This is a genomic window from Aeribacillus sp. FSL K6-1305, assembly GCF_038050115.1.
Lineage (GTDB): Bacteria > Bacillota > Bacilli > Bacillales > Aeribacillaceae > Aeribacillus > Aeribacillus composti.
The window spans coordinates 1,716,653-1,741,716 of record NZ_JBBOQV010000002.1 but is presented as its reverse complement, the minus strand read 5'-3'; the positions used below and the strand labels follow the sequence as shown (position 1 = coordinate 1,741,716).

Here is a 25,064-nt window from a genome sequence, read left to right as displayed (position 1 = left end):
TAAAAATAAAATCAATTGTATATTTATAATTTTTTCTGATCAAAAACAAGGATTCTTAATGTAGTAGAGAGCAGGGAATCCCTTGCAAATTATTCAGATATGCCATGCTGAAGAAAAAATGCAAATTATGTTTCGGGATAAAAGCTCCATTATGGTGATGAGATAAACAAAAGAAGCGATAAAGACGAAAATAAAAACATAATGACACTTGCAGTCAAATTGATAAAACATTTGCATAATAAAAAAGACTGGCCTTTTCCGCCAGTCTGCACAAGTTTTTATTGAATACCCAAGGCAATTTTTGCGTATCTGGACATGCGGTCCTTCGTCCAAGGTGGATTCCAAACGATGTTGACATCGACATCTTTGATTTCTGGAATTCCGTCAAGCGCAGCTTTTACTTGTTGAACAATTGTTCCAGCAAGGGGGCATCCCATTGCCGTCAATGTCATAGTTACTTTGAGGACTCCTTCATCGTTCAGTTCCAAATCATATATTAATCCTAAATTGACAATGTCAATGCCGAGTTCTGGGTCAATAACTTGTTCAAGAGCACCCATTATATTTTCCTTCAGCGCTTCATCCATTTCGATCCACTCCTCTTATATTCGTTAATTACATTATATCGAAGTTAATGTCACATTAAAAATTTTCTACCTCAAATGCCGTACAAACCATTCAACCGTTTCTAGCACCCCTTTTCGAGACACCTTATGCCCTGCATCCTTTTCCGCAATAAATGCCAAATGTTCCGGATTGTCAGCATACAACGGCTTTATCTCTTCATAAAATTGATAAGTAGGAGCGAATGGTACAACTTGATCCTTCATCCCGTGCCAAAACAAAAGGGGGCGGTTGCATAACGCTTCTTTATGTACGGATAAATCATACTCATACAATGCATCAAATTGCTGCTGAATTTCTTCTTCAGACAACGGAAAGGTATAGCCTGCTTTTTGATAGGAGTCCACAAGATATTTGAAAAATTCCTGATAATTTGGGCTGCCCATTAAACTGACAGCAGCTTTGATCCACGGATATTGAGTGAGCGCTCCAAGTGTAGCAACACCGCCCATGGAAGTTCCCGCTACCCCTATATTTTTCCCGTCAATCAATTTTTTTTCAAAAAAATAATTTTTTATTTTTTCGAGCTCTTTAACAGAACTGATAACAATATTCCAAAAATTTAAATTTAAGTCAGCCTCTGAAAGATTCTCATCCCTCTCTCCGTGAAATTTCGCATCAGGCAATACTACTCGCAAACCTTTTTCCGCCAAAAGATAGGCAATGTGCAAATTATGCTCTTTTGCGCTCGTAAATCCATGGATAAACACAACAAGCGGCAGCTCATCTTTTATAAAATCTTCTTTGCATACATGCAGTACAGGGATATTGTCCGCCATCGTATGCTCAACAATGACCTTCAATTAGGATGCTCCTTTCATTATTTTTTTGCTAAAATTAGTTTAACATATGGACAAAAAAGATGGAAAAAAGATACACTAAATAAAAACAAAAAATGAGGAGAGATTATGGCCAAAAAACATTTAATCGCATTGGATTTAGACGGCACATTGCTGAAAGATGACAAAACGATTTCTCCTTTTACAAAAAATGTTTTGCAAAAAGCACAAGAAGAAGGGCATATCATATGCATTTCAACAGGAAGGCCGTTCCGCTCGAGCAAAATGTATTACGAAGAATTAAATTTAAAAACCCCGATTGTCAATTTTAACGGAGCCTTTGTCCATCATCCGCTGGATGAATCCTGGGGATTTCATCATACAACCCTTGATGTATCTGTTGTAAAAGAGATTGTAGAAATCGCCGAACAGCATCAAGTCCATAACATTTTAGCAGAAGTGCTTGATCATGTTTATTTTCATTACCATAATGAACAATGGTTGGATATTTTCAGTATAGGAAATCCGAAAATTGAAATCGGCAACTTAAAAGCTGTTTTAAATCGCGATGTCACAAGCATGTTAATCCATTCAGACGAAGAAAATGTCAAGCGGATTCGCCATTATTTAAATGAAGTTCATGCGGAAGTTGTAGACCACAGAAGCTGGGCTCACCCGTGGCATGTTATTGAAATTATCCGAGCAGGCATTAATAAAGCAGTCGGATTGCAAAAAATCGCCGAATTTTACAATATCCCTCGAGAGCAAATTATCGCTTTTGGCGACGAAGACAATGATTTGGAAATGATCGAATATGCGGGATTAGGCGTTGCAATGGGAAACGGAATTGAGCCGCTCAAAGAGATTGCTGATGAAATTACGCTGACAAATGAAGAAGACGGAGTTGCAAAATTTTTAAAGGAATTGCTGTCCCTTTAATCTTTGCAAAAGTCCAAAAGTTCGATTATCTTTTTACACCTCACAACAATTGACAAGGATTTAGATGTTTAAAAAGGGATACCCTATAATTGACGAACTCATTTCGTCAATGATCAAAAGGGGGATTCCAACTTGGGCAAACGGAATAAATCGAAACGATTCATTGAGCAAGGAAAAGGTGCTGTCAAAAAACATGATGAAAAGTTTCCATACCGTATGACGTTTGCCGAATCAGAAGCAAGAGTCAATAACGAAGCAAGCTTCGAAGGATAATGCCCTTCCGTTCATTTTCGAATCCTTTTAAGGGCTGTTTTTATAATGAACAGATCGAATTTGAACAGACCAATCTTTGTACAGCATCTGCATCGAGAAAAAATCGAGCAGGCATAACACCATCCAGAATGCCGATTGTACGGCACATTTTGAACAAGGAATAAATATGAAATGGACGAAACGAGCTCCTCTTGTTTCGTCCATTTTTTCTTTTTTTGTCCTTCTTTTTTAAATTTTCAGTTTGCACAAATTGTATTGTTTTCTATTTGTGATCAAGATAGACTATATGTAAATGAAAAAAAGTAGGTGTGATTAATGAATATTCACATTATCGCTGATAGTGCTTGTGATCTGCCTGTCTCTTTTTTAAACGATCAAGGCGTTTCTTTCATCCCTCTTCGTGTCCACCTTGGCGAGAAGGACTATGAGGATCAATTGACAATCAAACCGAAAGAAGTTTACGACTATATGAGAGCTGGAAACGTTGCTAAAACATCACAAGCATCACCGGAAACAATCACCAATCAATTTGAAAAGCTGGCGAAAGACAATCAGCCGGCGCTGTATATTGCCTTTTCTTCCGAATTGTCCGGTACATATCAAACTGCCGTTATGGTTCAGCAGCAATTGCTTGAAAAATATCCGAATTGGAAACTGCAAATTATCGATTCGAAATGTGCTTCACTTGGGTATGGACTTGCTGTCCGCTACACCGTTCAATTAGCAAAACAAGGACTTGATTTAGAACAAATGGCAAATGCAGTAAAAGAGTATTGCAGTCATATGGAGCACATTTTTACAGTTGATCGCCTGGAATATTTGGCTCGCGGCGGGAGAATCAGCAAAACATCTGCGTTTGTTGGCGGACTGCTTAATATCAAGCCGCTTTTGCATGTCGAAGAAGGAAAGCTGATCCCGCTGGAAAAAATCCGCGGGAAAAAGAAGCTTTACCGGAGAATTCTTGAGCTGATGGAAGAGCGTGGAGACGGATTGAGTGAACAGACAATCGCCATCAGCCATGGTGATGATGAAGAAGCAGCTCTCGAATTAAAACAATTAATTGAAGAAACGTTTCATCCAAAAGAAATTATCATCCATACGATCGGTGCTGTCATTGGTGCACACTCTGGCCCCGGCACCCTTGCTGTATTTTTTCTAAATAAACATATTCAAGAAGCTTCATGGAAATCATAAGTATATAACAGTATTGAAAGGAGCTTCCTGAATGTCCAAAACAAGCGATAATGATAAAAAAGCTGTAGACAACAATGCAAAACGACACGAAAAAAATCTATTGAAGGAAAAAAATCGAGAGCTTGGAAAACGGCAATACTCAAAGAAAACGGATCATTTATAATGCCCGCCTGTCGGGCTTTTTCTTTTTTTGAAATATCTCTAAAGGCGAGTCTTCCACCTCTTCTATCCGGACGTTCTGAAAGAAAAAGACGCTTTCTTATCTTGCAGTATGCATCTTTTCTCTAGCTTTTGTTTTCATTTTTGTCTAATAAAACATGGGCGGGGCAATAACTTTCAATTTGATTAGGCCATTCATTTCATTAAAAAACAGAGAAATCCAAAACGTTTCCATATTCGAAAGCGGAGGTCATTTTTTTATATGTAAGAGGAAATGACAAACATGTGGGAATCTATCCTTTATTAATGTAAGATATTGTAAAATAAGTATACAAGAGGTGGCACAATGAAGAAACATGAAATTTCCGTGTATCTTACAAAAGAGATGGAGCCGGAATATGTCATTTCCCTTGTCCATGAAGCGATTAAATTTAACAGCTACATTTTATTCCAAACAAAAAAGCTCCAATTAAATGCGAAAAGCGTTTTAAGCATGCTCGGTTTTTCCGCCTTTTTAGAAGGTCATGTAGTCATCAGCGCTGAAGGAGAAGATTCGCTCGAAGCAGTAAAAAACTTACAAGACTTTCTTTCCCCTAAATGTTCTAAAGCGACATCTTTAGCTTAATTGCATTTAAGCAGATATTAATTTCCTTGCCGTTGCTTTAAGTAACGGTTTTTTCATTTAATTTGCGAGGAACCCCTAAAAGAGTTGTTCAACTGAACGACATTCACTATAATGAATGTAAATAACGTTATTGGAGGTAAAAAGTTGGCTAAGGAGAATTCATTTGACATCGTCTCAAAAGTGGATATTGCCGAAGTGAACAATTCCATTCAAATGGCGAAAAAAGAAATTGTAAACAGATATGATTTCAAAGGATCTAAAAGCGATATATCCCTAGAAAAAGATGAGCTTGTGCTAATCTCTGACGATGAATATAAGCTGAATCAACTAAAAGATGTATTAGTAAGCAAAATGATTAAACGCGGTGTCGCAACCAAGAATATTCAGTACGGGAAAATCGAAAAGGCTTCAGGAGGCACTGTCAGACAAAGAGCCAAACTTGTCAACGGAATTGACAAAGAAAACGGGAAAAAGATCAATGCGCTGATCAAAAATACCGGGCTAAAAGTAAAAAGCCAAATTCAAGACGACCAAGTCCGGGTAAGCGGCAAAAGCAAGGACGATTTGCAAAAAGTGATTGCAGCTGTGAAAAGCGCCGACTTGCCGATCGACGTACAATTTATTAATTTTCGCTAGCTTTGCCCTGTTCACAAAATTGAAATTTTATATTGATTATTTTGATAAAATTCGTTAAATTAGGATTAATCCGTTGTTTTAAAATTTCATACGGTAAAGCGTTCTTATCAAGAGAAGCGGAGGGACTGGCCCGATGAACCTTCAGCAACCGGATTACCCAAAAACTTTGGGTACCAAGGTGCTAAATCCAGCGATGCGTAAATTTGCGCTCGGAAGATAAGAAGAAGGGGAAAATGTTCAAGAAAAAGTCTTCTTCTTATTAGAAGGCTTTTCTTTTTTATATAGGTGTTCGCCTCCTTGCAGGCGCCTATTTCATTTGATTGGAGGACTTTTTATGGGGCTTTTACAAGATTTACAGAATCATATATTAATTGCCGACGGAGCAATGGGGACTCTACTATACTCATTCGGAATAGACAGATGCTTTGATGAGCTAAACGTTTCAAAACCGGAAGAAATAGAACGGATTCATTCAGCCTATTTAGACGCAGGCGCAACTGTTATTCAAACAAATACATACGGCGCCAATCGCATAAAGCTTGCCAGATATGGGCTGGAAGATGATATAAAGATCATCAACCAAAAAGGGGTTGAACTTGCAAAGAGGGCGTTACAAAAAGCGGAAAACAAAGGGTATGTCATCGGAACAATCGGCGGCATCCGTTCGTTTCAAAAAAGCGCCTTCACGCTATCTGACATTGCCGAAAATTTTCGCGAGCAGCTTCATGTCCTTTTATCCGAAAACGTAGATGGCATTATTTTAGAAACCTATTACGACTTGGAAGAACTGAAAACCGTTTTGCAAATAGCTAGAAAAGAAACGGATTTGCCCATTATCACAAATGTTTCTTTGCACGAACAAGGCGTCTTTCAAAATGGAACAAGATTGGCAGACGGTTTGAAAATGCTTGAAGAACTTGGTGCAGATATTGTCGGCCTCAATTGCCGTTTAGGCCCTTATCATATGCTGCAATCTCTGGAAGAAGTGCCGCTGTTTGAACATGCCTTTTTATCCGCTTTTCCAAACGGCAGCCTGCCAAGGTATGAAAACGGAAGATTAGTTTATGAATCAGATGAACACTATTTTTATGAAGCGGCTCTTCAATTCCGAAAACAAGGTGTCCGGCTTCTCGGCGGATGCTGCGGAACCGCGCCGAAACATATTCGGGCAATGGCTGAAGCTGTATCAAACCTCCCTCCTGTCACAGAGAAAGAAGTAAAAGAACGAAATGTTCCAATTCATGCTTTACCTATGAAAGAAAGTCAAGAAACTCCTCTCCCAGATATTGCAAAAAACAGACGCTCAGTGATTGTAGAATTGGACCCGCCGAAAACGCTCGGCTTGGAAAAATTTTTAACAGGAGCAAAAGCGTTGAAAAAAGCGGGGATTGATGCAATTACGCTTGCGGATAATTCCCTTGCTACACCAAGAATCAGCAATGTTGCTTGCGCAAATATTGTGAAAAGCCGTTTCCAGCTTCGCCCGCTCGTTCATTTAACATGTCGTGACAGAAATTTAATCGGCATTCAATCCCATTTAATGGGGCTGCATACGCTTGGCCTGCACGATATTTTAGCGGTCACCGGCGACCCGTCCAAAATCGGTGATTTTCCGGGTGCAACCTCTGTCTATGATTTATCATCGTTTGATTTAATCAGCTTAATTAAGCAATTTAATGAAGGTTTGTCATACTCCGGAAAATCACTTGGTCAAAAAACAAACTTTACTGTAGCCGCCGCCTTCAATCCGAACGTAAGACATCTTGATCGCGCAGTTCAGAGACTTGAGAAAAAAATCAGCTGCGGAGCCGATTATTTTATTACGCAGCCGCTCTACTCGGAGAAGCTGATCGAAGAAGTATATGAAGCAACAAAACATCTGAATGTTCCGATATATCTCGGGATTATGCCGTTAATAAGCAGCCGCAATGCTGAATTTATTCATAACGAAGTGCCAGGCATTAAATTGTCCGATTCGATTCGCGAACAGATGCAAAAAGCAGGCAATGATAAAGAAAAGGGAAAACGAGAAGGACTTGCCATTGCAAAATCGCTTATTGACGCAGCATTTGACCTGTTTAACGGCATTTACTTAATCACTCCGTTTTTGCATTATGAGATGACAGTCGAGCTGACGGAATACATTCATAAAAAAGAAAAGGCAAAACGAGAAAGGAAGATTTCCCATGTATAACATAAAGGAACAGCTGGAGAAAAAAATTTTAATACTAGACGGAGCCATGGGAACAATGATTCAAGCTGCAGAATTATCTGCGAAAGATTTTGGCGGTGAAGAATATGAAGGATGCAACGAATATTTAAACATCACTTCCCCTGAAACGATTGTCCGTATTCATGAAGCGTACCTTGAAGCAGGCGCTGATATTATCGAGACAAATACGTTTGGCGGTACAAGCATCGTCCTCGAGGAATATAACTTGGGGCACCTTGCTTTTGAAATAAATAAAAAAGCAGCTGAGATTGCAAAGCGCGCTGCAGAAAAATATTCAACACCGGATTGGCCTCGTTTTGTGGCAGGATCAATGGGGCCAACGACTAAAACGCTCTCCGTTACAGGCGGCGTCACATTCCAACAATTGGCAGAAGCTTATCAAGTTCAAGCGGAAGGACTGTTAGTGGGGGGCGTTGATGTACTTCTCCTTGAGACAAGCCAAGATATGCTCAATGTAAAAGCAGGTTACTTAGGAATTCAACGAGCTTTTCAAAAGCTCAAGAAAGAAGTGCCGATCATTCTGTCCGGAACGATAGAACCGATGGGAACAACTCTCGCCGGTCAAGATATTGAAGCGTTTTACATTTCAGCTGAACATATGAATCCAATTGCCGTCGGCTTAAACTGTGCGACAGGTCCTGAATTCATGACCGATCACATCCGCACATTGTCTGAAATCGCCAATACCGCTGTCAGCTGTTATCCGAATGCCGGACTGCCTGATGAAGAAGGTCGCTACCATGAATCACCGGAATCTTTAGCAAAAAAAATCAGAGGGTTTGCAGAAAGAGGCTGGCTTAATATGGTCGGCGGCTGCTGCGGAACAACTCCCGAACATATTCGCGCAATAAGGGAGGCAATGGAAGGCTTAAAACCGCGAAAAATCGTCAAAAAGCAAAATCAACATACGGTATCAGGCATCGAGCCCCTTCGCTATGATGAATCAATGCGCCCGCTGTTTGTCGGTGAACGCACAAACGTCATCGGTTCGCGTAAATTCAAGCGTCTCATTGCGGAAGGAAAATTTGAAGAAGCAGCGGAGATCGCCCGCGCTCAAGTGAAAAACGGCGCCCACGTCATCGATGTCTGTCTCGCAGATCCGGACCGAAACGAGCTTGAAGATATGGAAAACTTCATCCGCGAGGTTGTAAAAAAAGTAAAAGCGCCGCTTGTCATTGACTCAACCGACGCCAATGTCATCAGAAAAGCGCTCGAATACTCACAAGGGAAAGCGATCATCAACTCGATCAATTTAGAGGACGGCTTAGAACGGTTTGAAGAAGTTCTCCCGCTTGTGAAACAATTCGGTGCAGCTGTTGTCGTCGGAACAATCGATGAAGACGGAATGGCTCTGACTGCGGAGCGAAAGCTGGAGATTGCCAAGCGGTCTTATGACATTTTAGTCAATCAACACGGTATAAGTCCAAGCGACATTATTTTTGACCCGCTTGTCTTCCCTGTCGGCACAGGTGATGAGCAATATATCGGATCTGCCCAAGAAACGATCGAAGGGATCCGTTTAATTAAAGAACATCTTCCCGGCTGTTTAACTATTCTCGGGATCAGCAATGTTTCTTTCGGGCTTCCGCCGGTCGGCAGAGAAATATTAAACGCCGTTTTTTTATACCATTGCACACAGGCAGGGCTCGATTATGCGATCGTCAATACGGAAAAATTAGAGCGGTACGCTTCGATCCCTGAGGAAGAGCGGAAGTTGGCAGAAAACTTATTATTTGAAACAAATGATCAGACGCTCGCACAATTTACGAACTTTTACCGCGACAAAAAGAAAGAGGAAAAAAAGCCGAAAACGGAATTAACCTTGGAGGAACGGCTCGCACAATACGTTGTGGAAGGAACAAAGCAAGGATTAATCGAAGACTTGCAACTGGCACTAGAAAAATATGATGATCCTCTCGATATCATCAACGGGCCGTTAATGAAAGGAATGGAAATTGTCGGCGAACTGTTTAACGACAATCAGCTGATTGTTGCTGAAGTGCTTCAAAGTGCGGAAGTGATGAAAGCATCTGTCGCCTTTTTAGAACCGTATATGGAAAAAAAAGATGACAGCGGCAAAGGAAAAGTCATTTTAGCTACAGTCAAGGGCGACGTCCATGACATCGGCAAAAATTTAGTTGACATTATTCTTTCCAACAACGGCTACCGCGTCGTTGATTTAGGCATTAAAGTTGCGCCGCAGCAGCTGATTGAAGCGGTCAATAATGAAAAGCCTGATATTATCGGTCTTTCCGGACTGCTCGTCAAATCAGCCCAGCAAATGGTGTTAACAGCACAAGACTTAAAAACAGCCAACATTTCGATTCCGATTTTAGTCGGCGGTGCTGCATTATCACGCAAATTTACCGATCAAAAAATATCACCGGAATATGACGGTCCTGTGTTATATGCGAAAGATGCAATGGACGGGCTGTCGCTTGCCAATAAGCTGAGAGAAAACCCGGATGCTTTCCTTGAGAAAAGAACGGTCGCAGTTGAGGAAAAACAGAATAGACAGAAAAGCAGCAAACCTGTTATGATCATTGAAAAAAAATCATCTGTGTCCAAACCGACCGTATATCATCCAGCTGACTGCAATCCACACATTATTCAAAACATTGATATTGCCCAAGTCGTCCCGTATGTGAACATGCAAATGCTTTTAGGACACCATCTCGGATTAAAAGGCAATGTCAAACAGATGCTTCTGGAAAAACAGGAAAAAGCGGTCGAACTAAAAAATGAAATAGATGAATTGCTGCGTTTAGGGAAAGAAAATGGCTGGTTCCGTCCATCTGCTATTTATCAATTTTTCCCGGCCTATCGCCAAGGAAACTCCATTCACATTTTAGATCCGGCTGCAAAAGATAAAATCATTGAGACGTTTACATTCCCTCGGCAGGAAAAGCCGCCGTTTTTATGCATTGCCGACTATGTAAGCGAACGGTCAGATGAAACACCGCATGATTATATCGCCCTGTTTGCCGTAACTGCTGGAAAAGACATTCGCAGCATCGCCATGCAGTTTAAAGAAAGCGGTGAATTTTTCCGGAGCCATGCGATTCAAGCATTGGCGCTGGAGCTGGCAGAAGGTCTTGCAGAGCGGACGCACCAGCTGATCCGCGACCGATGGGGCTTCCCGGATCCGCTTGACTTCACAATGCAGGAACGGTTTGCAGCAAAATACCAAGGTCAGCGCTATTCATTTGGCTATCCGGCTTGTCCAGACTTAGAAGATCAAGCGAAGCTGTTTAAGCTGTTAAAGCCTGAAAAAATCGGCATCCAGCTGACGGAAGGCTTTATGATGGAACCGGAAGCATCCGTCTCTGCCTTCGTCGTCTCACACCCTGAAGCTCGATATTTTAATGTCCTTTAATATTTCGTCTCGCCGTTAAGGGCAAGCTATTTTCGGATGCATATGGATAACGAAGTGCTCGTTTAGCAATTCGTTATCCATTTTTTATTAAATCGCCTCAAAGCTTTTCCTAACCATAAGCTTGAATAAATTGTATTAAAATAGCCTATTGCGGTTTCCTATCCGCCCGCTGAATGAAAACAACTGTTATAAACATTAGCACGATAACGGTTATCGACAAAAATAACCATTTTCTCAATAAAAATGGATCCCAAACAGGCGGATCGAATAGAAAGATGTGCGGCCATGGATAAATTCTCCTAACGTAAGCACTTCTAAAACCGTGTAAATCATGATAATCGTTAGAGAAATCTCAATGTTTATAATCAGCACGATAAGTGATGTGCCAAAAAGCATATAGAATAATACTAAAATCATAAAATGAATCACGTTAAGACCAGATAACGAAGTCATCCCGTATTTCATCACAAAAACGGTACATAAATGAAAAACCCCGATAATATTGACAATCAAGTACTGGAAGAAATCCATCCCAAACCGTTTTTAGTAATATGGAACTAACGTTTCATACGCCCCTTCTTCATACATTTCACTCAGCCGATACATAAGGCACCAGCAAGTAAACGGTATAAAAAACCCTTGAATAATAATGATATTACTGTGAATATCATCTTCCTCTCTTGGAACAAACAGAATAAGCAACAGAGATAAGCTAAACATCACAGCAGGGACAAAAAAAGTGAGCCCCATCGTCTTTCGGTCAAATACAAAGGTGCATAAATGCTTTCTAAATAATCTCTCATTTTAGTTCACACCCCTAACAACGGCTAAATATCGATCAATTAGTCTTGGTGCGACTTGTTTCGCCCCTTCTTCCTCTTTTTTCGCAAACACCCGTACATTCACGCCGTCTCCCTCTTCGAGAAGCTGAATCACTTCATTTTCCGCCATGATGGTATCCAATTCATTCGGCGAGACACGATATTCCCATACATATCTTTCCGCATGGGCTTTCAGCTCGGCTGGCGTTCCTTCGAATAGGACGTTTCCGCTTTTTAAAACACCGATCTTTGTCCATAAAAACTCAATATCTTCGACAATATGCGACGAAATGATGACGGTATGCTCCAAACCAAGGTTTATTAGCAAATTGCGGAAGCGAATCCGCTCTTCAATGTCCAATCCCGCTGTCGGTTCATCAAAAATTAAGATCGACGGCTTTCTCATTAACAGCTGTGCGATTCCCACCCATTTTCTCATTCCGCCGGATCATTCCATCATTTTCTTGTTTTCATGCCCTGTCAGATTGACCTTTTTAATAGCCTCCCATATAGTTGGAAAAATTCAAAAATATGTAAAATTTTTCTGTAAATTAATGGAGTTCATCATTTATAATTTTTGGTAGAGAGGCCTCTTCACTTTCTTCCCCTAAGATGGTTGCAACAAGGTTAACGTTAAAATAGAAAGGATGACAATGGCAACCTTATTCTGTCAGGTGAAATGCATCGCAACATGCGGTGCTGCATGTGCAGCTGACACAGTCTCACCGATCGCAGACGTATTAGGGTTTGCAGCAGGGGAAGCACGCTTCTTTAAAGCTTAATATCTTAATAGGCCAAGAGCCATGACGCCTTTTGTGGCTCTTGGTACTTTTAAATAAGTGAGGAGGAAGTGAAAATGATTAAATTTTTAACTGAACCATTATTATTTGATACCGAAAAAGGTAATTATTGTTATGACAACAGTACGAGAATAGTTATTCCAGTAAATAAATCAGAAAAAAACTTTTTGTCGGCAATTAAGATAGGTGACACCATTCATGAAGAAGACTTCCAAAAAAATAATCTAAATGAATTGCTTCATAAAATTGTAAAATATAACCTCTTTCAATCAGATTTTCAATTGCCAAAAATCACTGAACAATTTATTAAAGAAAAATTACTGACAGAGGGAATATCGCATCTATGCTTAATTGTTACCGATGCTTGCAATTTCAGATGCAAATATTGTATTTACTCTGATCATTATTTTTACTCAAAGAATTTTTCAAATAAACGTATGGATTTTCAAACCGCAAAATCCGCTATTGATTACTATATGAATGTAAATATTAAAAGTATCCAATACAACCCCAATTTAAGTATATCCATTGGATTTTATGGGGGAGAGCCTTTAATAAACTGGAAACTTATAAAACAGGTTGTTGAGTACACCAACGATAATTACAAAAAGGTATTTGACAATATTTTCTTTTCAATAACAACCAATGCATATTTATTAACTGAAGACAAAATCAATTATATGTTTGATAAAAATTTTTCTATTTCTGTAAGTTTAGACGGTGATAAGGAAAATCATGATAGAAACCGGGTTACAATCAATGAAAAGGGAACGTTTGACAGAGTTTTTAAAAATCTGGCTTTAATGGATGATATATATCGGGAAAAAGTGAGACTAAATAAACCGGTACTACCTTATGGAATATTAATAACTTATGATAATTTAACAGATTTTAGTAAATTACTCAACTTTCGCAGCTCAATTTTGGTAAATAAGCCTTGATATAATTAGGCAAAACTACAATCCATTTACGTAATTGACTTTCGATGAATTTTTTAATCTTTTGATTTACATTTTGAAGTGCATCTTCAAGAATTTCAATGAGTAGTTGAAGTGCAAAGGCCCAATCTAGTTCATCGATTTCATCACAAAGTTCATAAAAAATGCCGCCTAATGTTCGATAATCTGTACTTACTCGGTTTTGCCAAGACAAAACAATGTACCTTGTAAACACAATAGTGGTATGGCTGATCATGGAATCATAAGATCTTCCTTGGAACTCTTTTTGGAGTTTCAATAAGGATTTGACTGTTTTGAAGAATACTTCAATATCCCAACGTATCCCATAAATACGAATGATTTCTTGATCCGATAAAGTACAGTCTGTACTCAAAATAGCTAGCCACTGTCTCTTTTTATTACGATTACGGACAAATACCACTTTAACAGGTACGCCATTTGCCATCGTTGTGTGAATAGAGCGCAAAATACCCTTTTGATGTTGTGATGGTTTAGCTGTTTGGTATAGTTTTTTTAGGCTCACCCATTCACCGTTCACTTGATATCTTTGTTTTGTATCCTTCACCATTCCAATAACATCCAACCCTTGATCCACAATGGACTTGATCAAAGGCTGTTGGGTAAACCATGTATCCATTAAAACGTATGAGGCATCGATTCCTTGAGAAAGTGCCCGTTTAATCATATTGGGAATAACTTCCGGCGCTTTTTGTAAAGCTTCGACACGCCGCTTATAACCGGATGTACGCTTATCGATTCGGTTATCAATCCCATTGATTTGGGAATTCGTAGAGCTTAATAAAGCAAAATCAATAGGCAAAAATGTAGCACCATCTGACCAGCCGAGTGTAAGCATACGAAATCCTTTGTAATAACGCATTTTTTGAGAAGAATGATCGAAACAGCGAGCAAGCAGTTCAACCTTTTTACTGCGATTTCGTTCATAAGATGAGTCGTCCACGATCAGCACTTTCGGACGGTCGTGTCTCGTTAAACTACTTACCTTCATAATGGTGAAAGTACTCAAAACAAGTAAAAACCTGCGCCAATTGTATTGAGGGTTATTTAAGAAGCGATAAATAGCGTTTTTTTCCGGCAAATCTTTAGCTTTTTTACTTTGAAGAAGTCGAAACAAATTTTTGCCTTCAAAAACTAAACTAAAAACTAGCTGGAATAAATAGGCGCAGGAATAACCGAAACCCTTGTTAATTCCCACTTTCCTTAAATATTTTAAGATTTCAAGTTCATCAAATATAGCTTTTACTTCTTTTGGTAGTTGATTGTTCAGTCTGTTATTCGTTATCATAATAAGAGACACCTCACCTGCTTTTGGTAATGTTTTTTCTGGACAATTAAACTATACCAAAAGTTGAGGTGTTTTTTTTGCAAATTTTTATGTCAAGAAGTATTCGAAACAACCAACAAACCCATTAACCGTAAGGCTTAGAAATCCAATTTACTGTGAGAAAGTTGAGTAAATTAGATAAATACTTTATGGAGCATCCTGAACTGGATAAGCGGATTCAGCGAGTAAACAGGGTAAGTAATATAAATACTGAGTACTATAAAGGTGTCCAGTTGGAGCAATCCTATTTAGAAAGAAGAAAAGATTTTATCAAAGGACTCATTGAAAGAGCGAAAGATAAACAGTTTGAAAAGAAAGCAACTAACTTTTCCAAAACAATTCTTAAAAGCATCATCTTCGATCCTATGATGAATACTGCTTATAGCAATAATGAGTTAAGAGGTACTTGCCTGCCTGGAATCCATAAATTGGCTGTAGATAGTGATGGAAATTTTCATATGTGCGAAAAAATTAATCCTCATTATCCTGTTGGAAATATAGAAACCGGCTTGGATCCAACTAAGCAAGCTAATTACATGAATAATTTTTTCTCTGCTTTAGCAGGATGCAAAAATTGTAATTTAAATAATATTTGCAACCTTTGCTATGTAATAACTGAAACTGACGGACAAGGATTTCAATTAAAAGACACTTTTTGCAAAAACTTTAGAGAAGGAATTATAAATTCTTTCTCTACATACTACTCTATTTTAGAAAATAATCCGGGAATATTTCAAGAGATTAGAGAATAAGGAGAGGAAACGTATGAACTTTAAACTTCATCCGGAAGTCATATTTTTGAAGGGAAATGAAGGGGCGGTACTTTATCACTTAATAAGCGGAAAGAAATTTCAATTTAATAAAACTGATGCCGAAGCTATAGAATCATTAAATAATAACGAACAGGATAAAGAAAACATTCCTGATAAATTAATAGATTATTTATTGGAACATGATTTAGGTGCTTATTATCGTGATGGTGTATACTTGGAAAAAATAAAAACAAGTAGAATTGCTACATTAAAATACGATAAATTAATCCCTTTTAGACTAAATCGATTGGTAATTGAGTTAACCGGGACGTGTAATTTAAAGTGTTTATTTTGTACCGAAGAAAATGTAATCTACAGATCATGCGGATGTAAAAAATGGCCGGCCAAAGAAGAGATGAATTTCAATGAGTGGAAGGATATAATTGATCAAAGCATAAAACTAGGGATACAGGAATGCTTTATAACAGGAGGAGAACCATTTTTAAAATGGCATTTATTAAAAGAACTGCTAAATTATCTTTTTAAACACAAAATCAACGTTACCATTTTTACAAATGGCACTTTAATAAATAACGATATTGGCCTGTTCTTAAAAGATCAAAATGTTTCATTAGCTTTGCAAATTTTCAGTTCCAAAAATAAACAATATGAAAAAATCACCCAAGTTGACGGCTCTTTTGAACGTATTCAGGAAACTTTTAGAATAATTGATACACACAAAATACCTCATACTGTTTCAATAATAGTCTCTTCTTTAGATGATTCTTCTTTTGAAGAGATTCAATCAAAATTTGGAAAGAGAAATTACCAAAATATCTATATATATCCTACAAATAAATATTACTCTATTAGCAGAATAGCTGAAATGATGAACCCTGAAAATAGAGAAATTCCTATCAATTTGAATTCAGTTCCCTATTTAAAAAAATATAACAACTGTTTATACGGCCAAATCTTTATTTCCTCTGACGGCAAAATTTATCCTTGCATGATGATAAGGGATTATGAGTTGGGAGATTTAAAAAAAGAGAAACTTTGGGAAGCTTTCCACAGAAAAGAATACAAAATTTTTTGGGAGATGTCTAAAACGAAAATTCAACATTGTTCAAATTGTGAGAGAAATTTATTTTGCTTTGATTGCCGTGCGCTAGATTATTTTAAATCCAAAAGGATTGATGGAATGGTCTATTGCAATAAAATAGAAAAATCAACGGTTACCTCTACTAACTAAACCGGGGCGATATATATGAACAACAGCGTAAAATTATTGTTTAGCTATTTAAAAGAATTTAAAAAGAGCTTGTCTATAGCTTTTCTTTTATTAGTTGTTCTTTCTGCAATCACTGTACTTCCAGGATTAATCATTAAGAATATTTTTGATTTTGGAATAGCAAAAAAAGATTATCACTATGTTCTTTTATTCAGTGCAATACTTGCATTAATATATGTAATTAAGAGTATGCTCAACTATTTTTCCAATGTAGTTTTTACAAAAGTAAGCCAGAATATAGTGTTGAATCTTCGGCAAAATATATCAACAAGACTGCTGAAACTGCCTATGGAGTTTTTCAATTTTTACCCCAGCGGATATATTACATCAAGATTAAATGAGGTAAATAATATAGGGGGATTGTTTTCTGCCAACACATTTAAAATTTTGCTGAGTTTTTTTGAACTGTTTGCTACCCTTATTATTCTGGCAGCAATCAATTTCAAATTAACATTCATTTTATGTCTGCTAATGCCGGCATATTACATCATTTCAAACAAATTCTTGTCTTCAATATTTCATATATCTACTGAAACAGCTGAAAAAAGTGCCGTTTTAAACAACAAAATACAGCAGTCAGTACAGGGTATCGAAGAAGTCAAAAATCTCTCGGTAGAGGATAAGGAAACAGAAAAAATCAATTCAGCAGCTAAAGATCTAGTGGATGCCAATATTAAACAATCAATCTTTTATTCAATTGGTATGGAATTAATTGTTTTGGTTGGTTCACTGTCCTCTGTTTTATTAATCGTTATGGGTGGAAAAGATGTCATAATAAATAGTATGACAATAGGCGGGTATATGGTATTTATGAACTACCTTCCCAGACTGTATTCGCCAATTCAAAATATATCGGCTACTGTTCTAACGATCCAGCCGGCATTAGTAAGTTTAAAAAGGCTCCATATATTTATTGAACAAATAGGAGAAGACGAGGAACAGAATAAAGTCAAAATAAATGATATTAAGAGCATTGAGTTTAAAGGTGTATCTTTTAGGTATAAAGAAGACCAGCCATATATCTTGAATAATGTAAGTTTTTCGCTAGCCCCTGCTGATAAGCTTTTAATAAAGGGGAAAAATGGAACCGGCAAAACAACAATACTTAGAATATTAATGGGATTATATAATGTGCAAAAAGGAAAAGGACAAGTTCTTATAAATGGAATACCGATTGATGACATAGATAAAAAATCGCTTCGGAAAAACATTGGCATCGTATCGCAAAAAATATATTTATTTAACGATACAATTGAAAACAATATTAAATATGGTGTAGAAAACGTTGATTCGAATACTTATATGGAAGTGCTGAGAACGACTGGTTTAGATGATATTATAGAAAAATTGCCTGATAAAGAAAATACATTAGTTGGGGAAAACGGAAAAAATTTATCAGGAGGCCAAATTCAAAGAATTGCTATTGCCAGAGCCCTTTTAAAAGGGGCAAACATCATTATGTTTGATGAAGCAATTTCTCATATGGATTTTAGCGGTAAAGAAAAGATAAAGAAATTAATTGAAAGCGGCTCATCAAATTCCATTTTTATCATTATAGACCATAGCAATGATTTTGACACAGTATGCAACAAAATCATTCACTTACATGATCATCCACAAGGCGAAGCAACAATTGCTGCCAATTAGCAAAACTCATGACTTCAACCTAAAATCCGTAAATACCGTTCACATTTTGCAAATTGCCCGGATTTTGTGCACTTTGGGCAATTTGACTCCTCCCCGATCCATGCCCCAGCCTGCGGGAAAAATCCATCACTCCTTCTGGGTGTAAGGGGAAGTATTTGAGGCTCTGATGAAAAAACCGAGGCAGGCGCCCCGGTTTCTATCATTCTTTTGCTTTGAGCTTAAAGAGTTTTGAAGAAAAATCGCCCGATTCATTGACCCCGAAGCGGGCATCAAAGATATCGTTCGTCAGCTGAATGCCGACGTTCATCAGTTCATCGCCAAAAAATGTGTTTTCGACTCCTTTTATTTCATATTCAAAATCGCCATTTAACCCTTTTAACAGAATGCGGGAATATCCGTGATTTGGTTTTGCCAGCACTTGGTAGTAACCTACAAACGCTTCTTTTTGATCTTCTGAAACAACCATACATGCCGTCACATTTCCGTCCCCGTCAAATGGGCTTATTAAGCGGTAAAATGTTCCTTTTTGAATCCATTTGCGATGATCTTTATTCGATATAATCTCGCGATATTAGTTGAAAAAGAATATATAAAATGATGAGATTCATCGAAAAAATAAGTATATTTTTAAGCATTAGCATTGCATAAATATAGTTAGAATTTTCTGTTAATTAATTTTTGTGAATTTGTGCCAAAAAGACAAAACCTAAAGAAAGGTGGCACTGCCCATTTGGTAAATATATACAGTTAAACCAGAGCGACAACGACAAAAGGGAGATTATGGACTGGCTCGCCCATCAAATTTTCGCAACCAAACATAAGCTGGTTTCCACAGAGCTCTCTTTAACCAACGAGTAATTCGAAGTAGGGATTTCTTACTTTTCATCTCCAATTGAATGAGAACATGTAAGCAATACGTGATCAGGGCTAAGAAAATTTGATTTTGAATAGCTGTTTCACTCATTCCATAAAAGTGCTTAATTTCTACGTGTTGCTTGAGCCATTTGAAAAAGAGTTCAATAGCCCAGCGAGATCGGTAAATATCACTTATCTCTTCTGGTTTTAAATCAAATCGGTTGGTGATGAAACGAAGTAAGTTCCCTTTTGTGTCCATAACTTCTAGTAGACGATAGACATTTTCAGTACGATTTTGTGTGGTACCAATGTAGACCATTTTATCGGATAGAACGTGACAATCATCAGGAAGTGAAAATGTATAGACTTCACGAATGACTGCGTTTTTCTTCAGTCTTGAAACGAAGAAATAGCCATCATCTGTCATCCGATCAAAACGTTCATAGTCCACATAACCGCGGTCAAACACATACATGGCTTCTTTATCATCCACTAGGACTTCGAGTTGATTTCGGTCATGTTCTTTTGCTGTCGTAATCACTGCTTTTTCAGGATAGACGGTGTCTTTATCCATGAAAACGAGCCGTAAGTGTAGCTTTACACCAGCTTTTGTTTTACGGAATTTTGCCCATTTATAATGGGTCAAATTCAACGGGAGTGTACTTGAATCAATGATTTTCAGTGGCATATTCTTTCCGTTTTGATAATGGTACCGTTGAATTTTCCAAACAAGATCCAAGAACAAATTTGCAAGAATTAGTGGGTTGATCTGATTGTTTTTTCGGGATAGCTGAGAGGCACTTATCGATTCAAATCCGAGTGCTTTTTGAAGATCTTCGTCTACAAGTGCATCACTCATTTCCTCTAAGCTCTTAAATTCGAGCAGCTGGGCTACCAATAAAAGTTTAATATAGGCTTCTGTTGTCAGCTTTTTTGTGTAATAGTCCTGTTTCAATTCTTTGACTTGTTCGCTAAGTTTTTGAATATTTATGGGTGAAACCCATTTACCAAATGATGAAATTAGTGTATTCTTGTCCATAATGGTTATCCTTTACGATTGGATTTGGACAGGAACCACCTGTACTTCCATTGTAAAGGATTTTTTTGTTTCGAAATCAATAAAAAATTGAACATTCTTAGTATTTTGAATCATCAGATTTAATTACTGCAATGCTAGTGATTTTTAAGATACTCAATAAAAATAATGTCTTTCCTTCTAAATATTTATCAGGGATCAGTTTTATATTCTCCGATTTATTTCTCCATCTTATCATTAATTTCCATTTAAGCCACTTTATTATTAACATTTCATCACCCAAAAGCCATTTTGTTATTAACGGTTCGCTTTTTCCAAATGTCATATCAAATATTCTCCATTTTATTTTATAACCAAATACTGTTACTTCACCTAAATATAACCATAAAACAGATTGTAGTATCAATAGATTTTTGAAAAATCATTTTTTTCTAAAATATACCGATAATCAATTTTTGTTTATTATCCCGCCAACTTCCCATACTAACTATATACTTACTTGTTTTAGGAGGAGGTTTTTATGGTTCAGCAGCAAAATCAGCCTAATACACTTCCGCCTCAACAGCAAAATGTGCAGCCGGGGATTGAATCGTTTATGAATCCAAGACCAATCTTTGATGATCCTTCTTATCAAGGCAGCGGAAAGCTTGCAGGAAAGACAGCGGTCATTACCGGCGGCGACAGCGGCATCGGGAGGGCGGTTGCGGTGCTGTTTGCCAAAGAAGGTGCCGATGTGGCCATCATTTACTTAAATGAGCATGAAGATGCAAAGGAAACAAAAGGGTATGTTGAACAGCTCGGGCGCAAATGTCATTTAATAGCCGGCGATCTCGGCGACGAAGCATTTTGCCAGCAAGCGGTGAAAGGAGCAAAAGATCAATTTGGAAAAGTGGATATTTTAGTAAACAACGCAGCCGAGCAGCATCCGCAGCAAGGAATTGAATTCATTACAGCAGAACAGCTTGAACGAACGTTTCGGACCAATATTTTTTCGTTCTTTTTCATGACAAAGGCTGTTCTTCCCCATATGAAGACAGGCAGCACGATCATAAATACGACATCTGTTACAGCCTATCATGGAAATGAACAGCTCATTGATTATTCGGCAACTAAAGGCGCCATTGCGTCATTTACCCGTTCGCTTGCTTTATCATTGGCCCCTAAAGGCATTCGAGTCAACGGTGTAGCGCCAGGACCCATTTGGACACCGCTCATCCCTTCTACTTTTGATCGTACAAAAGTAGCTTCTTTTGGCTCCAACACAGCGATGAAGCGGCCCGGACAGCCGATGGAAGTTGCGCCTGCTTATGTATATTTAGCAAGTGACGATTCTACTTATATGACAGGGCAAATTCTCCACGTAAACGGCGGCACGATCGTAAATGGTTAATCTGCAAAAAGGCCCCAAAATCCAATACTTTGGGGCTTTTCTATTTGTAAATAGCTCTGGCATATCTGAGAGCAATATCCACATGGCCAGATCAATATGCTAAACAAAGTCATCGATACATGTTCGCTCCTGTCAGGTGCTGATAAATGAATTCCACTGGATTATTAATTCCTGGAAAATTCTACAGACTGCATCAATCGCTTTCAAATCCAAAGTAAAGAAGAAAATTTCGTGGCATTCAATATTTTGCTTGACGGTATGTCGTGAAAAATAAGCAAAATTTTTTACAAGCCCCTCTCTTCAGCGGCTCCTTCTATGAATTAACGGGATCTGTTTCTTGTAAAGAAATGAACCAAGTAATAAAAAGCCGTGCCTGCTACAAGTGAAAGAATTAAGCCTAACCAGGTCGCTTCCGCTACAAATTTACTTCCCTCTATTTTGATGACATATAAGGGAAGGTTCAGAATCTTCGGACTTGATTCAATGTGGGTGATGCCGGATAACCGAATAATAAAAGGGGTTATTAGAACTATTAAAGCGTACAGAAAAACTAAACTGATTCCGCCCATAAGCGCTCTAAAGAAAGTTGTCATAACATCTTCCTCATTTCTTCTATTGCTTTTACAATTTTTTTCATCAGGCCATTTGAGGACAAAAAGAGCAAATTACATAACGATGTTAAAAATAACATCTTCACAAAAAAGCTGTCAGTCATATTTATTCATACTATCGACACTGCCATTGGAGCAAATGCACAAATTTATTTCAGAATTGAAATAATTGAAATATATTACATAAAAATACTTCAAATTGATTATTTGCCGAAGTCCAATATTTTTCATCCCCTCTTTATAATTCATTGCGATATATCCCGTCTCATGAAAAATTGGAGGCCAGACTGCTAATAGCACTTTTATCATTTGAAAACAGGCCTTCTTAAAAAAATATTTTGAGAAATCAAGTATAGAAAAATCCCGCCTGCAACATATATAAAATCAATATAATAACTTTGCGAAATGAAATAATGTAAAAAAGAATCAATGATTGCCACAATGACAAGGATTATAATTAACGCTACAGCCTTATTCCCGTCATGAATTCTCGCTATAAATCCGGCAAAGGTTGAGAGCATTGTAACGAAAAAAATAGAAAAAATTCCGGTTAATTGCGGAAGAAAATCTTGATTTAATATAAAACAATTTAAAACTACAAATAAAAAATAAATCATAAAATTTACTGCTATTGCCATGAATATTCTCGGAAAAAAATAGACGGAAGCCGGTGCATTGATCATAAATATGGAAAGATTATATTGCCTAAAATGCATCCCAATACATAAAGGCAAAACAATCATAAGTTCTTTTAAACCTAAATTCATAATAAATGAATATACAATGGCAAAGGTCATTGCATCCGAGAAAATATAAACCCCTATGGTGAGAGCATAGAGAATCGAGAACATAAGAGCCATTTCCGCAAAAAGTCGATTTCGAAAATAATAGATTGCTTCCAATACAAAATGAATAACGTAATGATTAAGCTTAAATTCCTTGCTTTTTATTTTTTTAGGATAATTACCTGTATGGCTTTGCTGAAATAAACCAAATAAATACCTTCCCGATAAATTTTTTATCCCTATCCATAATATTAAAAGAGCGACCAAACAACCGATCCAAAACAGAAAGCCGAAATTTCCTATACGCTCCGCCATATGTTTAGAAACAAAATGCAGCCCCCATATGATGGACATAAATAATAATGATTTGAAATAAAGTCCATCTTTATGTCTGCCCAGCCATTTTCCGACAATCAAAGAGGATAAAATCCAAATAAACAGGATGAACCAAAAAATAATAAACAACAAAAGAAGAACTAGAAAAATATGAAAGATATGTATTTGAATATGTTTTATATAAAAAGAAATGAGCAAAGGCAAAAATGCGAAAAAAATGAAGATGTTAAAAAAGACATATAACAAAAAATAGCTTCCCGCAACAAATTGACCCGCATTAATAGAAGTGTTTAAAAAGAAAAAGGCATACTCCTTTCTTTTTAACTTTTCTCTGGAAAATATCATAAGGAAACACGCCAATAAGATGCTGAACACCAAAATTGAATCAAAAGCGTCTGTCTTATTCAATGGAATGAAATCCAAATATTGAAATAAAATTAAGGCATATACGACATAAAGGAGAATCGCTCCTAAAACAACTGCCAATAAATGAGTCGGGTAGTTCAAAAAGATATTTTTTGCTTTTTTAACCTGTTTCGGAATCTCGATCCTCGCTATTATCTCGAACATCGGGGGCATTTAAAATCTCCTCTGCTTTCAAGTAATAATCCTTGTTTGCCTCTTCATATATTTCTTCCAAAGACATTCTGCCAAACTGCTCAAATACTTGATCCCGCGTACAATTTAATTTTACTTTTCCGTTTCGAAGCAAAATAACCTTGTCGTACAATTCTTCCCCAAAACTAAGGTGATGGGTGGACAATAAAATCCCGATGCCTTTTGTTTTTAAAAAATGAAGAGTTTTCCGCAAGATAATGACCATATCGGGATCCAGCCCGTTCGTCGGCTCGTCAAAGATGACAAATTCACTTCCTTTAAAAAGCTGTGAAACAATTTGTGTTTTTTTCTTATTGCCATGAGATAAATTGCTTATCGGTATATGCAGATACCTTTCAAGTTCAAAAATTTTTATAAGCTTTTCTAATAACTGATGGTCTACCTGATGTTTAAATGAGTTTTCGATTAAAGAGAAGTATTCTTTCGGCGTCAAATAATCGAAAAGAGCAATCTCATCTGAAATATAGGAAACATTTTTCTTCAAATAATCCACATCTTCAGAAACATTCAAATCAATCTTTTTGTTATTTACGGATAAAGTACCGACATAATCCATTAATCCAAAGAGTGATTTAATAATGGTTGTTTTCCCCGCCCCATTATGACCTAATAATAATGTGATTTGAGAAGGCATGATGGTCACTTCTATATTTTTCAGCTCAAATTCATCACCGTGTCTCTTGTGTTGAATATATAATGACAGCATTCTATATTCCCCGCTTTGCAGTTGATTGGAAACATTCAATTATGATAGATTGAAAGAGAGAAAACGGGATCATGTTTTCTATCCTTTTTTCTTCACGTAAATGCACTGTCTAGGGATCAACAATAACTGAAAATAGTTCTTTTATTTTGTATAAAGATACTTGTGCTAAAACCACTGCTTATCCCGATGAATAATGGAAAAATCTATTTTCTTTGTAAACTATAAACTTCACTTTCATTCTTTTGAATATTATATATAATTTTCCAATTCATTG

General features: G+C 37.3%; 23 protein-coding genes, 1 pseudogene and 1 riboswitch. Of the genes and pseudogenes, 14 read left to right on the top strand and 10 right to left on the bottom strand.

Features of this window, described 5'->3' with window-relative positions; all coding sequences use genetic code 11:
- Positions 1 to 278 precede the first annotated feature (278 nt).
- Positions 279 to 587: a metal-sulfur cluster assembly factor gene (locus tag NST97_RS18305; RefSeq protein ID WP_063387022.1), complete on the bottom strand. Its 309-nt coding sequence runs from the start codon at positions 585 to 587 to the stop codon at positions 279 to 281.
- Positions 588 to 653: 66 nt separating this feature from the next.
- Positions 654 to 1,403, bottom strand: coding sequence for an alpha/beta fold hydrolase (locus NST97_RS18300; RefSeq protein WP_130158460.1), 750 nt, complete (start codon positions 1,401 to 1,403; stop codon positions 654 to 656).
- A gap of 129 nt (positions 1,404 to 1,532) precedes the next feature.
- Between NST97_RS18300 and NST97_RS18295 the strand changes: the two genes are divergently transcribed.
- The 8 genes from NST97_RS18295 (at position 1,533) to metH (ending at position 10,838) form a co-directional block, all read left to right on the top strand.
- Positions 1,533 to 2,342, top strand: a complete 810-nt coding sequence (locus NST97_RS18295; protein WP_066248385.1) for a Cof-type HAD-IIB family hydrolase — start codon at positions 1,533 to 1,535, stop codon at positions 2,340 to 2,342.
- Positions 2,343 to 2,474: 132 nt separating this feature from the next.
- Entirely contained in the window at positions 2,475 to 2,615 is a 141-nt protein-coding gene (locus tag NST97_RS18290; RefSeq protein ID WP_063387024.1) for a hypothetical protein, read from the top strand.
- A 315-nt stretch (positions 2,616 to 2,930) separates the two neighbouring features.
- A complete protein-coding gene (locus NST97_RS18285; RefSeq protein WP_341343546.1) occupies positions 2,931 to 3,809 on the top strand; it encodes a DegV family protein in 879 nt (292 codons plus the stop codon).
- A 31-nt stretch (positions 3,810 to 3,840) separates the two neighbouring features.
- Positions 3,841 to 3,972, top strand: coding sequence for a DUF3941 domain-containing protein (locus tag NST97_RS18280; RefSeq protein WP_082829462.1), 132 nt, complete (start codon positions 3,841 to 3,843; stop codon positions 3,970 to 3,972).
- A gap of 342 nt (positions 3,973 to 4,314) precedes the next feature.
- Entirely contained in the window at positions 4,315 to 4,593 is a 279-nt protein-coding gene (locus NST97_RS18275) for an HPr family phosphocarrier protein (protein ID WP_063387027.1), read from the top strand.
- Between the two features lie 144 nt (positions 4,594 to 4,737).
- Entirely contained in the window at positions 4,738 to 5,229 is a 492-nt protein-coding gene (locus NST97_RS18270; RefSeq protein ID WP_063387028.1) for a YajQ family cyclic di-GMP-binding protein, read from the top strand.
- Positions 5,230 to 5,330: 101 nt separating this feature from the next.
- Positions 5,331 to 5,452: riboswitch (SAM riboswitch) on the top strand.
- Between the two features lie 111 nt (positions 5,453 to 5,563).
- Positions 5,564 to 7,423 (top strand): bifunctional homocysteine S-methyltransferase/methylenetetrahydrofolate reductase, encoded by a 1,860-nt coding sequence (locus NST97_RS18265; RefSeq protein ID WP_341343545.1) that lies wholly within the window; start codon positions 5,564 to 5,566, stop codon positions 7,421 to 7,423.
- On the top strand, positions 7,416 to 10,838 hold the full coding sequence (metH, locus tag NST97_RS18260; protein WP_341343544.1) for a methionine synthase: 3,423 nt from the start codon (positions 7,416 to 7,418) through the stop codon (positions 10,836 to 10,838). The genes NST97_RS18265 and metH overlap by 8 nt, the downstream gene beginning before the upstream one ends.
- A 234-nt stretch (positions 10,839 to 11,072) precedes the next feature.
- Here metH and NST97_RS18255 read toward each other — a convergent pair whose 3' ends face one another.
- A complete protein-coding gene (locus NST97_RS18255) occupies positions 11,073 to 11,351 on the bottom strand; it encodes a hypothetical protein (protein ID WP_242009261.1) in 279 nt (92 codons plus the stop codon).
- A gap of 291 nt (positions 11,352 to 11,642) precedes the next feature.
- Positions 11,643 to 12,170: pseudogene (locus NST97_RS18250) on the bottom strand (ATP-binding cassette domain-containing protein); the annotation flags it as partial.
- Positions 12,171 to 12,312: 142 nt separating this feature from the next.
- Here NST97_RS18250 and NST97_RS18245 point away from each other — a divergent pair.
- Together NST97_RS18245 and NST97_RS18240 are read left to right on the top strand one after the other, a co-directional pair.
- Positions 12,313 to 12,441, top strand: coding sequence for a huazacin family RiPP peptide (locus NST97_RS18245; RefSeq protein ID WP_158640141.1), 129 nt, complete (start codon positions 12,313 to 12,315; stop codon positions 12,439 to 12,441).
- A gap of 74 nt (positions 12,442 to 12,515) precedes the next feature.
- Entirely contained in the window at positions 12,516 to 13,400 is an 885-nt protein-coding gene (locus NST97_RS18240; RefSeq protein ID WP_341343543.1) for a radical SAM protein, read from the top strand.
- Here NST97_RS18240 and NST97_RS18235 read toward each other — a convergent pair.
- Positions 13,363 to 14,724: an IS4 family transposase gene (locus NST97_RS18235; protein WP_094245809.1), complete on the bottom strand. Its 1,362-nt coding sequence runs from the start codon at positions 14,722 to 14,724 to the stop codon at positions 13,363 to 13,365. The two genes, NST97_RS18240 and NST97_RS18235, sit on opposite strands and share 38 nt — an antisense overlap.
- 188 nt (positions 14,725 to 14,912) lie before the next feature.
- Between NST97_RS18235 and NST97_RS18230 the strand changes: the two genes are divergently transcribed.
- Genes NST97_RS18230 through NST97_RS18220 form a run of 3 tightly spaced genes read left to right on the top strand, consistent with a single transcriptional unit; the run spans position 14,913 to position 18,453 of the window.
- The gene (locus tag NST97_RS18230; RefSeq protein ID WP_341343542.1) at positions 14,913 to 15,515 is read left to right on the top strand and encodes a hypothetical protein; all 603 of its coding nucleotides are present in this window, start codon (positions 14,913 to 14,915) and stop codon (positions 15,513 to 15,515) included.
- Positions 15,516 to 15,528: 13 nt separating this feature from the next.
- Positions 15,529 to 16,767 (top strand): radical SAM/SPASM domain-containing protein, encoded by a 1,239-nt coding sequence (locus NST97_RS18225; RefSeq protein WP_066248394.1) that lies wholly within the window; start codon positions 15,529 to 15,531, stop codon positions 16,765 to 16,767.
- A 15-nt stretch (positions 16,768 to 16,782) separates the two neighbouring features.
- Positions 16,783 to 18,453: an ABC transporter ATP-binding protein gene (locus NST97_RS18220; RefSeq protein ID WP_341343541.1), complete on the top strand. Its 1,671-nt coding sequence runs from the start codon at positions 16,783 to 16,785 to the stop codon at positions 18,451 to 18,453.
- A gap of 199 nt (positions 18,454 to 18,652) precedes the next feature.
- Here NST97_RS18220 and NST97_RS18215 read toward each other — a convergent pair whose 3' ends face one another.
- From NST97_RS18215 to NST97_RS18205, 3 genes are all read right to left on the bottom strand, one after another.
- Positions 18,653 to 18,931, bottom strand: coding sequence for a GH36 C-terminal domain-containing protein (locus NST97_RS18215; RefSeq protein ID WP_340881077.1), 279 nt, complete (start codon positions 18,929 to 18,931; stop codon positions 18,653 to 18,655).
- Positions 18,932 to 19,231: 300 nt separating this feature from the next.
- Entirely contained in the window at positions 19,232 to 20,347 is a 1,116-nt protein-coding gene (locus NST97_RS18210) for an IS4 family transposase (RefSeq protein WP_341343540.1), read from the bottom strand.
- Between the two features lie 97 nt (positions 20,348 to 20,444).
- Positions 20,445 to 20,669, bottom strand: coding sequence for a hypothetical protein (locus NST97_RS18205; protein WP_339199117.1), 225 nt, complete (start codon positions 20,667 to 20,669; stop codon positions 20,445 to 20,447).
- A gap of 195 nt (positions 20,670 to 20,864) precedes the next feature.
- On the opposite strand from NST97_RS18205, the gene NST97_RS18200 reads away from it, so the two are divergent.
- Positions 20,865 to 21,734: an SDR family oxidoreductase gene (locus tag NST97_RS18200; RefSeq protein ID WP_066248403.1), complete on the top strand. Its 870-nt coding sequence runs from the start codon at positions 20,865 to 20,867 to the stop codon at positions 21,732 to 21,734.
- A 916-nt stretch (positions 21,735 to 22,650) separates the two neighbouring features.
- Here NST97_RS18200 and NST97_RS18195 read toward each other — a convergent pair.
- On the bottom strand, positions 22,651 to 24,045 hold the full coding sequence (locus tag NST97_RS18195) for a hypothetical protein (RefSeq protein ID WP_339199114.1): 1,395 nt from the start codon (positions 24,043 to 24,045) through the stop codon (positions 22,651 to 22,653).
- Positions 23,993 to 24,790: an ATP-binding cassette domain-containing protein gene (locus NST97_RS18190; RefSeq protein ID WP_066248413.1), complete on the bottom strand. Its 798-nt coding sequence runs from the start codon at positions 24,788 to 24,790 to the stop codon at positions 23,993 to 23,995. Before NST97_RS18190 ends, NST97_RS18195 begins: the two co-directional genes overlap by 53 nt.
- Positions 24,791 to 25,064 lie beyond the last annotated feature (274 nt).